Below are 13,269 nucleotides of genomic sequence, written 5' to 3'. Positions count from 1 at the left end.
GCCGGCGACCGGGTATCATCGTCATATGACGATGAATAAGGCGGATGGCTGCCTCACCGGAACCACCTCGGAGAGCTCGAATCTGGATGCCGCGGTGGCGCTGTTTCACAGTCTCTCCGATTCTGCGCGGTTGGCGATCGTGCGCCGCCTGGCTGACGGGGAGGCCCGCGTGGTCGACTTGATCGGGGAGCTGGGCCTGGCGCAGTCCACCGTGTCGGCCCACGTAGCGTGCCTGCGGGACTGCGGCCTGGTCACCGGTCGCCCCGAAGGTCGGCAGGTGTTCTACTCGCTGACCCGCCCCGAGCTGCTCGACCTACTGGTCTCGGCCGAGACGCTGTTGGCCGCCACCGGCAACGCCGTCGCGCTGTGCCCCACCTACGGAACCCGCTCCGGCACCGTCGCGACGCCGGGTACGCAGGAGGCTCACCGATGAGTGATGCATGCGGCTGCGGCAACGACGAACCCCGCGGTGCTGAGGAGCAGGAGCGTGAGCCCGAGCGGCTCTGGCAGATCAAGGAACTGCAGTTCGCCGCCCTCTCGGGGGTGTTCCTGCTGACAGCGGTGATCGCCGGCTTCCTCGACGCCGCTGAGCCGGTCGTCGTGGCGCTGGAAGCGGTGGCGCTGCTGGCCGGCGCCTACACCTTCGTGCCGTCCACTCTCAAGCGGCTGGTGAAGGGCAAGATCGGGGTCGGCACGCTGATGACCATCGCCGCAGTGGGCGCGGTGATCCTCGGCGAGGTGGGTGAGGCCGCGATGCTGGCCTTCCTGTTCTCCATCAGCGAGGGACTGGAGGAGTACTCGCTGGCCCGCACCCGCCGCGGGCTGCGCGCGCTGTTGTCGCTGGTCCCCGACGAGGCGACCGTGCTGCGCGACGGCGCCGAAAAGACCGTCGCGCCTGCGGATTTGCGGATCGGCGACCGGATGCTGGTCAAGCCCGGTGAGCGTGTCGCGACCGACGGCATCGTCCGCCAGGGCCGCACCGCGCTGGATGTCTCGGCCATCACCGGCGAGTCGGTTCCCGTGGAGGCCGGGCCCGGTGATGAGGTGTTCGCCGGGTCGATCAATGGCACCGGGGCACTCGAGGTGGAGGTCAGCACCACCGCCGAGGACAACTCGCTGGCCCGCATCGTGCGCATCGTGGAGGCCGAGCAGTCCCGCAAGGGCGCCTCCCAGCGCTTGGCCGACCGCATCGCCAAACCCCTGGTGCCCGGAATCATGATCGTCGCCGGGCTGATCGCGGTGATCGGCAGCCTGCTCGGGGACTCGGCCACCTGGATCGAACGAGCCTTGGTCGTGCTGGTCGCCGCCTCACCGTGCGCCCTGGCGATTTCGGTGCCGGTCACCGTGGTGGCCGCTATCGGCGCCGCCAGCAAGCTCGGCGCGCTGGTCAAGGGCGGCGCCGCACTGGAAGGGCTGGGCAAGATCCGTGGCGTCGCGCTGGACAAGACCGGCACGCTCACCGCGAACCGGCCCGCCGTCATCGACGTGGCCACCACCAACGGTGCGACTCCCGAGCAGGTACTTGATGTGGCCGCAGCGTTGGAAGCGCGCAGCGAGCACCCGCTGGCCGCGGCGATCCTCGCCGCAGCCGATGACGTCATCCCTGCCACCGACGTCGAGGCCGTAACCGGCGCCGGACTCACCGGACGTCGCGACGGGCACACGCTTCGCCTCGGCCGGCCCGGCTGGCTCGACCCCGGCCCACTCGCCGGTGATGTCACCCGGATGCAACAGGCAGGGGCCACCGCGGTCCTCGTCGAAGACAACGGCCAGGTGATCGGTGCCATCGCCGTGCGCGACGAGCTGCGGCCCGAGGCCGCCGAGGTGGTCGCACGGTTGCGCCGCGACGGCTATCACGTGGCGATGCTCACCGGCGACAACCAGGCCACCGCCGCCGCGTTGGCCGCTGATGTCGGAATCGAAGCCGTACACGCCGAGCTGCGCCCCGAAGACAAGGCGCGGCTGATCGAACAACTGCGGGCCCAACGCCCCACGGCGATGGTCGGCGACGGCGTCAACGACGCTCCTGCGCTGGCCACCGCCGACGTGGGCATCGCGATGGGCGCGATGGGCACCGACGTGGCCATCGAAACCGCCGACGTCGCGTTGATGGGCGAAGACCTGCGCCACCTGCCCCAAACGTTCCGCCATGCCCGCCGGGCGCGGCGGATCATGCTGCAAAACGTCGGCCTGTCCCTGGGCCTGATCATCGCGTTGGTGCCGCTGGCGCTGTTCGGGGTGCTCGGGCTGGCCGCGGTGGTGCTGGTCCACGAACTCGCCGAGATCGTGGTCATCGCCAACGGTGTGCGAGCCGGACGCACCACACCGCTGGCCGCCGCACCGATCGATCCGGCACCCAGCCATACCCGCGCGGCGCCAGTGGGCGCGCCGTCGTGACCGCCGGCCACACCGGCGTTGTGGCTAGTCGCCCGGTCAGCGACACCGCAGACACGGGGGGAGCCCCATGATCCTGTCGTCTGTTCTGCCCGCGATCGGCCTGTTCATCGTCACCAACATCGACGACATCATCGTGCTCTCGTTGTTCTTCGCCCGCGGCGCGGGACAACGCGGGACCACGGCCCGGATCACCGCCGGGCAATACCTGGGATTCGCGGGAATCCTCGGCGCGGCTGTGCTGGTGACGCTGGGTGCCGGAGCATTCCTTCCCCCGCACGTCATCCCGTACTTCGGGCTCATCCCCCTGGCCCTGGGACTGTGGGCGGCATGGGGAGCCTGGCGTGGCAACGACGACGATGACGACGATAACAAGGTCGCCGGCAAGAACGTCGGTGTCTTAACCGTCGCAGCAGTCACCTTCGCCAATGGCGGAGACAACATCGGGGTCTACGTTCCGGTCTTCTTGAGCGTGGGACCGGCAGCCGTGGTGGCCTACTGCGTCGTCTTCCTCGTGCTCGTCGCGGTCCTCGTCATCGCCGCCCGATTCGTCGCCACCCGCCGGCCGATCGCCGAAGTCCTCGAACGCTGGGAACACGTCCTGTTCCCGATCGTCCTGATCGCCCTGGGCATCTTCATCCTGGTCAGCGGCCTTGCCTTCGACAACTAGGCAGTCATGAACACCGGCGGTGGAATCGGCGACAACGTGATCGTCGAGAGGAGTACTCGTGACTAGCCTCAGGCGATCTGTCGCCGTCGTGGCAGCCCTTGTCGTCGCAACAGCCTCGGTCACCGGCTGCACCACCGGCGAGGATGCCGTCGCCCAAGGCGGCACCTTCGACTTCGTCTCACCCGGCGGCAAGACCGCGATCTTCTACGACCCTCCCTCGACACGGGGCACGATCGGCAATCTGAGCGGACCCGATCTGTTCACCGACGAACCGATCCGGCTGTCGGATTTCACCGGAAAGGTCGTCCTCATCAATGTGTGGGGCTCCTGGTGTGCGCCATGCCGCACCGAAACTCCGGAGCTGGAAACGGTGTACGGCGAATATCGCGACCGCGGCGTGCAGTTCCTCGGTATCGACGTCCGCGACAACCGCGACACCGCACGCGATTTCGTCACCGACCGCAACGTGCAATATCCCTCCATCTTCGACCCCGCAATGCGCAGCCTCATCACACTGGGACGCAGCTATCCGACCAGCGTGGTGCCCACCACCATGGTCCTCGACCGCCAGCACAGAGTCGCCGCGGTGTACCTCATGGCACTACTAGCCGAAGACCTACGGCCGCTACTGGACCGGCTGACCACCGAGCGCTGACGCCCCACACCGACGGCAGCTTCGAGGGCCCGGTCGCCGTGGCGGTGTTCATCTGCTGGTTACGGCTGCGGCGAGGTCGTCGGGAATGGGCATCGGTGTCATCAGTCCTGCCGTGACGCGGCCGGTGTTGCCGACGGGATACCGACCGGTCATCGACCCGGGGGCAGCGACAATGAGGCGCAGCACCTGCCCGAGTGCTTCGCGGCGGTTGCGCTGGCGCACGGCCAACACCAGCATGGCGGCGTGGTTGCCGGTGTGCAGCCACGGATCTGGCTGCGACACGATGTGAGCCCGCTCCAAATGTCGCCACCGCACCAGCGAATCGTCGGCTTTCCTGGCGGCGTCCATCTCGTCTCGATACACAAGGCGGGCCTGCGCACTGATCCTCGGCATCACACTCACGCTCCTATCCTGCGGTCGGCAGCTCGGGCATCGCAGCAAGACTGATACCGCGACCAGCTGCAAAACTGTTACTTGTCAACGCTTTTCACGTCCGCCCGGAAGTCGGCCGCGGACTGCGGGCTACAGCAAGCATCAGCCACGATTCGGGCTTACTCCAGCAACCGCGGCCACACCGGTCAGCACCGCTGCCGTCAACTGTCGCCCGCGCTCGGTCAGCCGATACATGACCATCTTCCCCTGGCGCCGCGAGGACACCAGTGACGCATTCTTAAGCTGGCGCAGATGGTGCGACACCAAACCTTGAGACAACCCGACCACCCAGGCCACGTCGCAGACGCACAATTCCTCGCCCGCGGCCAACGCGGCCGTAATGGACAGCCGGGTGCCATCCCCCAACCCACGCGCGGCCGCGGCGGCGGCCTGCACCGTGGCGCTGTCGGGCACCGCGGCCCGGATCTCCTCCGCGTGGAGCAGGCCTAAACACAGAAGATCGCACGTATCGAGCGGCTCGGCCATATCGATATACTAAAGTACGTTGATATGAACATGAAGGGCCTCGGCTCGATCCTGGCCAACACCCGCGTGCTCCTCACGGTCTTCGTCATCGCGGTCGCAATGGTGGGGACCGTGGTGTTTCTCTCCGTTCGCGACAAGGACTCAGCTCCCGACATCGCACTTGACGGGTCACCAGCCGGGCAGACGGTCAGGGAGAACAGTCACCGACTCAACTCAGTACCCGACAGCGAGGTCTATTTCGTCGAGTTCCTCGACTTCGAGTGCGAAGGCTGCCGGGCGCTCTATCCCGCGGTCGAGCAGCTGCGCGCCGAGTACGGCGACCGGGTGAACTTCGTGCTGCGCTACTTTCCGCTGCGATCCCACTTCAACGCCGAACGCGCCGCACGCGCGGTGGAAGCCGCCGCCCAGCAAGGCCAACTCGAAGCCATGTACCGCAAAATGTATGAGACACAAGCCCAGTGGGGCGAAAAGCAGATCCCCGCCGATGACGTGTTCCGCGGCTTCGCCCAACAACTGGGCCTGGACATGGAGGCCTTCGACGCCACCTACAACGACCCCGCGACCCTGGAACGCATCCAACTCGACATCGCCGACGGCACCGCACTCGGCGTGCAGGGAACTCCCACCTTTTTTATCAACGACGAACGGATCCAGCCCCGCAGCTACGACGACCTGACCACCGCACTCGACCAGGCCTTGGAACGTGGATAGGGCCACTGTCTCGTTTTCTAGCAGGACGCGCGAATATAGAGCCCGGTTCACAAGCCGTCAATGAGTCGATCAGCAGCCCGGCGCCGCAACGCCCCGGTCAGCTGTGTGACCGTCGGCAACCCCATCAGGCCCGCATCGGTCTGGTACAGCCGGCACGCCAACTCGGTCACCGGCAGCGCATCGTCAAAAGCGTCTGTGTCATCGAGGAGGATGGTTGGAGAGCCCGCGAACGGCAAGGCCGCCGCCTCTGTGTCCGTAGTGACTCGCCGATAGGTGATCTCGACGTCAACCAGTCCTGCTGCTGCCGCGTCCACACGCGCACCGACTTCCTGCCAGTTCGGGCATCCGTCGAAATAGAGAATCTCCACTCTCATGTGCCAATTATGGACGCCATCGCTAAGGGATCACCCCCAATCAGAGGCCTCTCCGCACCCCACCCTGAATCTCGTTTCTAAAGAAATGAGACGGCCTTGCATGGCTCACGCTGTAGTCGCATCGCGCCAGGTCGCGGTGTCTCATGTCTTATCTCACACGGCATGTCTTAGATCCTCGATGTCGGAACGAGACGGTGGTGGTGCGACAAAGCGATCCGGACGCTCGAGCACCGCAGGAGAGGACCTCGGTCCGTAGCTCACCGCGCTTGCCGCAGCTGGTGTCGAACCGCGTCAAGTCTTCATCGCTCCGTCGCCGAGGTCGGCGACACCGAGATGGTCGTGCCCTCAAGTGAATTGCGTGTCGGAGACCGAATGCTGGTCAAGCCCGGTGAGCGGATCGCCACCGACGGCATTATCCGGAACGGCCGCACCGCGCTGGATTTCTCGGCCATCACTGGTGAGTCGGTGCCCGTGGAAGCCGAACCGGGCCACGAGGTGTTCGCCGGCTCGATCAACGGCACCGGCGTGCTGGAGGTCGAGGTCACCACCACCTCCGAGGACAACTCGCTGGCCCGCATCGTGAAGATTGTGGAGGCCGAACAGTCTCGCAAGGGCGCCTCTCAGCGATTGGCCGACCGCATCGCCAAGCCGCTGGTGCCCGGGGTGATGATCGCCGCGGCCCTGATTGCAGTGATCGGCAGCCTGCTCGGCGATCCGGCCGTGTGGATCGAACGTGCTCTGGTGGTACTGGTCGCGGCCTCGCCGTGCGCGTTGGCGATCTCGGTGCCCGTGACCGTGGTCGCCGCGATCGGTGGGGTGCGCGGCGTCGCCCTGGTCAAGACCGGCACCCTGACCGCCAATCGGCCCGCTGTCGTCGAGGTGGCCACTACCCACGGCGCCACTCGCGAGCAGGTGCTCGATCTGGCCGCAGCGCTGGAAGCGCGCAGTGAACACCCGCTGGCCGCGGCGATCCTGGCCGCCGTCGACGAGGTCACCCCGGCTACTGACGTGCAGGCGGTGACCGGCGCCGGGCTCACCGGCCGCCGCGACGGCGACACGATTCGCCTGGGCCGCCCCGGGTGGCTCGATGCGGGCGCGTTGGCGGATGCCGTGGTACGGATGCAGCAGGCCGGCGCCACCGCCGTGCTCGTCGAAAACGACGGCCAAACGGTCGGCGCGATCGCCGTGCGCGACGAACTCCGTCCCGAGGCGGCCGAGGTCGCCGCCCAGCTGCGCCGCGACGGCTTCCACATCGCGATGCTCACCGGCGACAATCGCACCACCGCCGCCGCGCTCGCCAAAGATGTCGGTATCGATGACGTGCACGCCGAGCTACGTCCCGAGGACAAGGCGCGGCTCATCGAAGAGCTGCGTGCCCAGCGCAACACAGCCATGGTCGGCGACGGGATCAACGACGCCCCCGCCCTGGCCACCGCCGACCTCGGTATCGCGATGGGGGCGATGGGCACCGACGTAGCCATCGAGACCGCCGACGTGGCATTGATGGGTGAAGACCTGCGCCACCTGCCGCAGGCATTCAGCCACGCCCGCCGCGCCCGACGGATCATGCTGCAAAACGTCGGCCTGTCACTTGCGCTGATCATCGTGTTGATACCGCTGGCGCTGCTCGGTGTGCTCGGTCTGGCCGCCGTCGTGCTGGTCCACGAGCTGGCCGAGGTCGTCGTCATCGCCAACGGTGTGCGCGCCGGCCGCGCCAAGCCCCTGCCCCTTGCACCGGCCGACCAACCAGCAACAGCCCACACAGCAGCGGCGCCTTCATGATCGGCGGGAGTTGTCCGACAATCTCCATCAGCGCACACGCCCCGTGGCAGGGAAAGCGAACCGGGCTGAGGCCGCATGCCAACCCACACACCACACCGCGCACACAGGGCCGGTCAAGGGCATATCCGCGGGCGGTCGGGTCGCCGGAGCGGCACGGATCGCCACGCCGTGTTGGATCCGCCCCGAAAACCGCCCTTGCTATACCCGCAGGGGTATTGGAGAATAGGGTTCACGCTGAGAGGTAGCAGGAAAATGATCCTCGAGCCAATGCCGCCGAACTACGGAGACAGGCACTTTCTGGTTTCGGCACGGCTTGCGGGCATGTTGAGGCACATCGGCCCTACCGCCCGAGCGCCCTGCCAGTCCATCGTGGTGTCAGGTGAGACATTTCCCGGCCAGTCAGATGAAAGGGGTTCACCACCATGATGTACGGCACAGACGACTGCATGTGGGGCGGTTGGGGATGGGGCGGCTGGATCCTCATGGGCGTGGTGATGGTGCTGTTGTCGGCCGCCCTGATCACCGCGGTCGTGCTGGCCGTTCGGCATCTCGCCGGTAGCGATGCACAGCGCAACCGCACGGATTCAGGGACCTGGTCGCGGCCGGAAGATGCTCTAGCCCAACGGTTTGCGCGCGGCGACATCGATGAGGATGAGTATCTGCGGCGGATGACGCTGCTGCGCGAACACCAGGAACCGCGATGACTCACGTGCCGACAGCTCAGCGTCGGCCGATAGCGCGGTGCCAGTCGACCGAGGACCTCAAAAATGGATGCAGCGAAGGAGATTGAAAGAATGACCGATACACCTGAATCAACGAGCGAACGAATCGCCGCGGCCGGACAGCGCAGAGGGGTGAACCACGCCTTGGCGTGGAGTGGTATTGCCGCCGCTGCGGTGTTCATCGTTGCGGTGGTGTTCTTTTCCGGGTTCTTCATCGGCAGGGCCACCGACGGTTTCGGCGGCAATCGGGGGCACTGTCAAGGAACGCCCGGCATGATGGGACCCGGCATGATGGGACCCGGCATGATGGGACCGCAGGGCTCGTGGCCACCGGGGAACATGGGGCCCTCTGGCCCCTGGGGGCCCGGCCAGTCGCAGCCGCCGACAACCACTCCAACCACACCTCGGCCGTAGCGCACAAGCACAGGTTCACGCTGCGACGGCAGCAATTTCACGTTGTCTCGTCGAGTCGGCCATCGTCGGCCACGAAGCCGCCATAGCCCCAAGACGGACGCAACTCGCACCGCGCGTTCGCCCACAACGCGATTGTCACGGCACACGTCGAGCACGCGAAGGGATCATCGGAAATGACCGGAATGAGCAGGCGAGCGGCGCTGAGAATGCTCGCCACCGGTGGGGCCCTCTTCGGCCTGGGGTATGTCTTGCGCAACATTATCGACATACCAATCAGCCGTGCCCAACCCGGGATGGGTGGCGCGACCGGCATGGACATGCGCGCCTACATGAACATGTTCATGCGGCATCAGGAGCTTCGACGCAGCGTGGAAGAGATTCCCGGAGGCGTGCGCACCACCACCGAATCCGACTCCGCCGACCTCGTCACCGAACTGCAGGCCCACGTCTCATCGATGTACACCCACCTCGATCAGGGCAGTGAAGTCACCTGCATGAGCTCAAGCCTGCCCACCCTGTTCCGCCGCGCTGCCGATTATCAACGTCAGATCACGCTCACACCCAGCGGCGTGGTGGTGGTCGAAACCTCCAGCGACCCAGAACTGACCAACGCCATTCGCGAACACGCCCGCGAAGTCACCGGATTCGTCGTTGAAGGGATGCCGGCGATGATGAGCGGAATGATGGGCGGCGGGATGATGGGACCTGGCATGGGCCACGGAATGATGGGTCCCGGCATGGGTCACGGCACGATGGGACCGGGCCGCTGAACCGAAGCAAGCAACTCCCACCGGACGGAGCCGCCACAGGCACTGGTAGTTGCCGCAGCACGGCACCATGTGGTGACTAATGACACGGCGGGCACCGCACGGGCCCGACTAGCGATTACGCAAGACAACCTTCCTTCGGCCCCCCTTAACAACATTGACAAGTGCCAGTGAAGTAGAAGCAACTTTGATCAGCAGCGCCGCGACTTCGGGCCCAGCGGCTCACGGCGATGGTCGACGATGGCGTGAACGACGCTCCTGCGCTGGCACCGCCGACGTGGGTGTCGCGATGGGAGGTGCGCCGACGTGGACATCGAAACCGCCGACGTGGCGTTGATGGGCGAAGACCTGCGCCACCTGCCCCAAGCGTTCAACCATGCGCCGGGCGCGGCGGATCATGCTGCAAAACGTCGGGCTGTCCGTGGGCTTGATCATCGCGTACCGGCTTCGGCGCCGGCGCACGTCTCGGCAGATCCGATAATGGGCCTGAACTGCTGTTACAGGATTCCTGTAGTCGCAGGTAGGAGGTGTCGTGTGCCAGTCCGGTTGCCGGCTTCAGTCGTGTGCGCCGTCGAACGTCGCTCGTCGCCCGAGGGCGTCATTGCGCAGCGGAAGGCCCTACCCCCGCTGTGCCGAGAGTGTGCCAGGACGTGCAGCGACAGTCGCTATAGCCATGGACGTTTGGACACGGACGAGACGGCTGAGCTGGACGTATGTGCATCCATGCAACGACCTTGAACTACAGGGAATTCAGTGCTGCGAAATTTACACACCAGTGGTCGACCGTTCGATCGTCCGAGGTAACCAGGGTGCTTTCACGGGCCAACGTGGTGACCGGTGAGATCGCCGCGTCCGCTTGTGTTAGCAAAGTGCCAACGGCTCGGCCGTTATGAGACCAGCTGGGCGTCCTGCTCGGGGAGCTGAATCACCCGGGATTCCTGGATACATCGACCTCCAAGGTGCGCCTCAGAGAGGGTCGAATCGCTGCGTGGCCCGGTGTCCCATCAATGTCCCAAGACACGCTCAGACGCCGCTAGATGAGGCGACACAGATGAGACATGCAAAACGCCCTGACCATTACCTATGCGACGCAGCGGAACAGCAGTTCACACATTTGAGCTCCCTGGGGGTCAAGTGGTCGCAGGTTCAAATCCTGTCAGCCCGACAATGTGATGTCGCAAGACATCGGAATAGCCGTGGACCTACTTCAGGTCTGCGGCTTTTTCTGTTCTCGGGCCTCGGCGGCGCGGTCCTTCACGGTTGCGGTGCCGCGTCCTGCTCGATCATGACGGGCTTGTGTACGGTGTCGCTGCGGCGGTCGCCGGGAAAGCAGGGCGACGACCCGATCCGCGAAGGCGCTTGCGCTGGCTCGGGGCGCCTGGATCTGAAGGGTGTAGCCGTCGGGCCCGTAACCGAACCGGTTCGGCTTGTTGAAGCCGTCTCTTTCGAGCACCTCCCACCCCCACTGCTGCCATACGCCTCCGGTCTGCGCGATGAGAGCAGCGAAGTCGGTGCCTGCGTGCGATGAGCGCGCGTAGCCGTTTGTCTCCATGCACGACGTGAAATGTAGGGGCTGTCCATCCGGGCTCGAGCGGAGTAGGACTGCCAGCATGATGACTGCGGAGGAGTTGGCTCGCGAACTCGCTCACCCTGGCGCCCAACAGTTGCTCTCGGGGGCGATGGCCCGGTTGGCCTACAACGGCCCTGACGGCTTCCCGCGCGTCGTTCCCGTCGGGTTTCACTGGAACGGCAAGCGCATCGTCGTGTCCACCGCGCCGACCTCCCCGAAAGCGCGCGCACTGGCGGTCCGTCCCGAGGTCGCGTTGACCATCGACACCGGCTCCACGCCGGAGGAGGCCAAAGCTCTTCTCGTGCGCGGCGTGGCGATCCTCGACACCGTTGAGGGGGTCAGCGACGAGTACCTGGAGTCGGCGCGCAATTCCCTGGATGACGCCGCGTTCACCGAGTTCGAACGAAACGTGCGTGCGACCTATCCGCAAATGGTGCGCATCTCCATCGAGCCCCGGTGGGCCCGCTTCTTCGACTTCGGCGCGGGCCGGCTGCCGGCCTTCCTCGCCGACCTTGTCGGCGGGGGCGACGGGTCGTGAGCGCCACAGCCCGGCCCGGTTTCCGGAGCGTTACGGCACTGTTTCGGTCGTCACAGTCATGGCGGGTATGAAACCGACTGGTGCACAGACGACTTCGTCACACCGCGCGACCCGTCCGGTCGTGCGGATCTAACATCTGTAGCGCCGCTGTTCCCCCGACTCGGAAGTTGCGCATGCCTCTCATCCTCATCCCCCGTGCGGTTCTCACCGCGGACCCCGTGACCCAGGAAGTGTCCTGCGTCTCCGATCAGGCGGTGGTGATCGAGGGTGGGACCATCACCGAGGTCGGCGCCGCCGGCCCGATATGCCAGAAGTACCCCGATGCGGCTCCCCAGCGCTTCGAGAACTCGCTTCTGACACCGGGTTTCGTCAACGGCCACCACCACGTGGGAGTGACGCCGGTGCAACACGGGTCCCCGGACTCGCCCCTGGAAACCTGGATCGCCGCCCGAGCGGCCAACGTGGAGATCGACCTCGGCGTCGACACCGCCTACTCCGCGATCCAGATGATCCGCAGCGGCGTCACCACCGTGCAGCACCTGCAGGGATGGTACGACAGCGACGCCACCGACCCCGCCGCCGCCGGCCGCGCGGCGATCGACACCTACCGGCGGATCGGGATGCGCGCCTCCTACGCCAAGCTTCTGCGCGACCAGAACTTCTTCATCCACGACGACGATCTCGCGCTGCTGCCGGAGCTGCCCGAACGCTGGCGCCCGCGGTTCACCAGCCTCGTCGAGTTCTTCCGCACGCCGCTGGACGACACGCTCGCCGCCTTCCACACCTTGACCGAGCGGTACGCCGAGGACCCGCTGGTCGCAATCCAACTCGGCCCCTGCAACTTTCACTGGCTCAGCGACGAAGCGCTGAGCCGCATCGGTGACCTGTCGGCGCAGACGGGTGCGCCGATGCACCTGCACCTCCTCGAAACCGTCTACCAGTCGCAATACCTCGACGCCCGGGCCGGCGAGCGGCGCCTGCAGTACCTCGCCGACTCCGGCGTGCTCGGCGACCGGCTGACCCTCGGCCACGGCACCTGGCTCCGCCCCGATGACATCACGGCGCTGAACGATGCCGGCGCCAGCGTCTGCACCAACTGCAGCTCCAACTTCCGCTTGTCCAGTGGCCGTCTGCCGCTGCTCGACGTCCTCGACGCGGGAGTCAACGTCGGTATCGGCATCGACGAGGCCGGCCTCAACGACGACCGAGACATGCTGCAGGAGATGCGCCTGATCTACACCGTCAACCGCGAGCCGGGCTTGTCCGGACGCCGGGTCACCGCAGAACAGGTCTTCGCAATGGCTACTCTCGGCGGAGCCCGCACCACGGGATTCGGGAGCGGCCACGGCACCATCACCGCCGGCGCGCCGGCCGACCTGGTGCTCTTCGACGAGAACAAGCTGCGCCATCCGTTCCAACTCGGCGGCGTCGGTGAAGTCGAACTGCTGATCGCCCGCTCGCGCACCGAGACCATTACCGACGTGATGATCGGCGGCCAGTGGGTGATGAGGGAGGGCGAGCTCACCACCGTCGACGAAGCGGGCGTCGTCGACGAAGTCGCCCGGCAGTGCGCGGCGGTCGACCGCGACAAGCATTGTGGCGACCGGGAATTCGCCGTTGCGCTGCAGCGCGCGGTCCACGGCTGGTTCCTTCGGCGCTACGGGCTGTAGGGCGCCGGTCGCGGACCCACCCGAGCCGCGGACGATGTCGACTTTTGCGGAACTGTTGATTTCCGGAACTGAGTAGTTCAGGAT

At 66.2% G+C, this 13,269-nt stretch carries 14 protein-coding genes and 2 pseudogenes; 12 read left to right on the top strand and 4 right to left on the bottom strand.

The window, feature by feature from the left end; translation table 11 throughout:
• The first annotated feature begins 25 nt into the window (after positions 1 to 25).
• From G6N31_RS06890 to G6N31_RS06875, 4 genes are all read left to right on the top strand, one after another.
• On the top strand, positions 26 to 433 hold the full coding sequence (locus G6N31_RS06890; protein ID WP_011780448.1) for an ArsR/SmtB family transcription factor: 408 nt from the start codon (positions 26 to 28) through the stop codon (positions 431 to 433).
• Positions 430 to 2,397: a heavy metal translocating P-type ATPase gene (locus G6N31_RS06885; RefSeq protein ID WP_011780447.1), complete on the top strand. Its 1,968-nt coding sequence runs from the start codon at positions 430 to 432 to the stop codon at positions 2,395 to 2,397. The genes G6N31_RS06890 and G6N31_RS06885 overlap by 4 nt, the downstream gene beginning before the upstream one ends.
• A gap of 67 nt (positions 2,398 to 2,464) precedes the next feature.
• The gene (locus tag G6N31_RS06880) at positions 2,465 to 3,064 is read left to right on the top strand and encodes a cadmium resistance transporter (protein ID WP_011780446.1); all 600 of its coding nucleotides are present in this window, start codon (positions 2,465 to 2,467) and stop codon (positions 3,062 to 3,064) included.
• A 58-nt stretch (positions 3,065 to 3,122) separates the two neighbouring features.
• Entirely contained in the window at positions 3,123 to 3,719 is a 597-nt protein-coding gene (locus tag G6N31_RS06875) for a TlpA family protein disulfide reductase (RefSeq protein ID WP_011780445.1), read from the top strand.
• Between the two features lie 48 nt (positions 3,720 to 3,767).
• Here G6N31_RS06875 and G6N31_RS06870 read toward each other — a convergent pair whose 3' ends face one another.
• Positions 3,768 to 4,112, bottom strand: a complete 345-nt coding sequence (locus G6N31_RS06870; RefSeq protein WP_011780444.1) for a DUF3703 domain-containing protein — start codon at positions 4,110 to 4,112, stop codon at positions 3,768 to 3,770.
• Positions 4,113 to 4,253: 141 nt separating this feature from the next.
• Positions 4,254 to 4,637: an ArsR/SmtB family transcription factor gene (locus tag G6N31_RS06865; protein ID WP_011780443.1), complete on the bottom strand. Its 384-nt coding sequence runs from the start codon at positions 4,635 to 4,637 to the stop codon at positions 4,254 to 4,256.
• Between the two features lie 24 nt (positions 4,638 to 4,661).
• On the opposite strand from G6N31_RS06865, the gene G6N31_RS06860 reads away from it, so the two are divergent.
• On the top strand, positions 4,662 to 5,348 hold the full coding sequence (locus tag G6N31_RS06860) for a DsbA family protein (RefSeq protein WP_011780442.1): 687 nt from the start codon (positions 4,662 to 4,664) through the stop codon (positions 5,346 to 5,348).
• Positions 5,349 to 5,395: 47 nt separating this feature from the next.
• Here the strand turns inward: G6N31_RS06860 and G6N31_RS06855 are convergent, their stop codons facing one another.
• A complete protein-coding gene (locus tag G6N31_RS06855) occupies positions 5,396 to 5,722 on the bottom strand; it encodes a hypothetical protein (RefSeq protein ID WP_011780441.1) in 327 nt (108 codons plus the stop codon).
• 327 nt (positions 5,723 to 6,049) lie between these two features.
• Here G6N31_RS06855 and G6N31_RS06850 point away from each other — a divergent pair.
• From G6N31_RS06850 to G6N31_RS27330, 5 genes and pseudogenes are all read left to right on the top strand, one after another.
• A pseudogene (locus tag G6N31_RS06850) lies at positions 6,050 to 7,504 on the top strand (heavy metal translocating P-type ATPase); the annotation flags it as partial.
• A 422-nt stretch (positions 7,505 to 7,926) separates the two neighbouring features.
• Positions 7,927 to 8,208, top strand: a complete 282-nt coding sequence (locus G6N31_RS06845; RefSeq protein WP_098004947.1) for an SHOCT domain-containing protein — start codon at positions 7,927 to 7,929, stop codon at positions 8,206 to 8,208.
• Positions 8,209 to 8,271: 63 nt separating this feature from the next.
• Positions 8,272 to 8,640 (top strand): hypothetical protein, encoded by a 369-nt coding sequence (locus G6N31_RS27335; RefSeq protein WP_098004948.1) that lies wholly within the window; start codon positions 8,272 to 8,274, stop codon positions 8,638 to 8,640.
• A 173-nt stretch (positions 8,641 to 8,813) separates the two neighbouring features.
• Positions 8,814 to 9,410 (top strand): hypothetical protein, encoded by a 597-nt coding sequence (locus G6N31_RS06835; RefSeq protein ID WP_011780438.1) that lies wholly within the window; start codon positions 8,814 to 8,816, stop codon positions 9,408 to 9,410.
• A gap of 200 nt (positions 9,411 to 9,610) precedes the next feature.
• Positions 9,611 to 9,843 (top strand): annotated as a pseudogene (locus G6N31_RS27330) (heavy metal translocating P-type ATPase); the annotation flags it as partial.
• Positions 9,844 to 10,614: 771 nt separating this feature from the next.
• On the opposite strand, the gene G6N31_RS06830 reads toward G6N31_RS27330, so the two are convergent.
• Positions 10,615 to 10,959 carry a hypothetical protein gene (locus G6N31_RS06830; protein WP_098004949.1) on the bottom strand — a complete coding sequence of 115 codons (345 nt, stop codon included), beginning with the start codon at positions 10,957 to 10,959 and terminating at the stop codon, positions 10,615 to 10,617.
• A 61-nt stretch (positions 10,960 to 11,020) separates the two neighbouring features.
• Between G6N31_RS06830 and G6N31_RS06825 the strand changes: the two genes are divergently transcribed.
• Both G6N31_RS06825 and G6N31_RS06820 read left to right on the top strand, forming a co-directional pair.
• Positions 11,021 to 11,515, top strand: coding sequence for a pyridoxamine 5'-phosphate oxidase family protein (locus G6N31_RS06825; protein WP_098004981.1), 495 nt, complete (start codon positions 11,021 to 11,023; stop codon positions 11,513 to 11,515).
• A gap of 173 nt (positions 11,516 to 11,688) precedes the next feature.
• Positions 11,689 to 13,185, top strand: coding sequence for an amidohydrolase family protein (locus G6N31_RS06820; protein ID WP_098004950.1), 1,497 nt, complete (start codon positions 11,689 to 11,691; stop codon positions 13,183 to 13,185).
• Positions 13,186 to 13,269: the final 84 nt, after the last annotated feature.

It is taken from the genome of Mycolicibacterium duvalii (assembly GCF_010726645.1).
GTDB lineage: Bacteria > Actinomycetota > Actinomycetes > Mycobacteriales > Mycobacteriaceae > Mycobacterium > Mycobacterium duvalii.
The sequence above is the reverse complement of the archived record's forward strand: the minus strand, read 5'-3'. Positions and strand labels throughout refer to the sequence as shown.

Excerpts from the sequence above, each read along its gene's own strand:
- G6N31_RS06890 (WP_011780448.1), top strand. The coding sequence starts at position 26 with ATGACGATGAATAAGGCGGATGGCTGCCTCACCGGAACCACCTCGGAG.
- G6N31_RS06885 (WP_011780447.1), top strand. The coding sequence starts at position 430 with ATGAGTGATGCATGCGGCTGCGGCAACGACGAACCCCGCGGTGCTGAG.
- G6N31_RS06880 (WP_011780446.1), top strand. The coding sequence starts at position 2,465 with ATGATCCTGTCGTCTGTTCTGCCCGCGATCGGCCTGTTCATCGTCACC.
- G6N31_RS06870 (WP_011780444.1), bottom strand. The coding sequence starts at position 4,112 with ATGCCGAGGATCAGTGCGCAGGCCCGCCTTGTGTATCGAGACGAGATG.
- G6N31_RS06865 (WP_011780443.1), bottom strand. The coding sequence starts at position 4,637 with ATGGCCGAGCCGCTCGATACGTGCGATCTTCTGTGTTTAGGCCTGCTC.
- G6N31_RS06860 (WP_011780442.1), top strand. The coding sequence starts at position 4,662 with ATGAACATGAAGGGCCTCGGCTCGATCCTGGCCAACACCCGCGTGCTC.
- G6N31_RS06855 (WP_011780441.1), bottom strand. The coding sequence starts at position 5,722 with ATGAGAGTGGAGATTCTCTATTTCGACGGATGCCCGAACTGGCAGGAA.
- G6N31_RS06845 (WP_098004947.1), top strand. The coding sequence starts at position 7,927 with ATGATGTACGGCACAGACGACTGCATGTGGGGCGGTTGGGGATGGGGC.
- G6N31_RS27335 (WP_098004948.1), top strand. The coding sequence starts at position 8,272 with ATGGATGCAGCGAAGGAGATTGAAAGAATGACCGATACACCTGAATCA.
- G6N31_RS06835 (WP_011780438.1), top strand. The coding sequence starts at position 8,814 with ATGACCGGAATGAGCAGGCGAGCGGCGCTGAGAATGCTCGCCACCGGT.
- G6N31_RS06830 (WP_098004949.1), bottom strand. The coding sequence starts at position 10,959 with ATGGAGACAAACGGCTACGCGCGCTCATCGCACGCAGGCACCGACTTC.
- G6N31_RS06825 (WP_098004981.1), top strand. The coding sequence starts at position 11,021 with ATGACTGCGGAGGAGTTGGCTCGCGAACTCGCTCACCCTGGCGCCCAA.
- G6N31_RS06820 (WP_098004950.1), top strand. The coding sequence starts at position 11,689 with ATGCCTCTCATCCTCATCCCCCGTGCGGTTCTCACCGCGGACCCCGTG.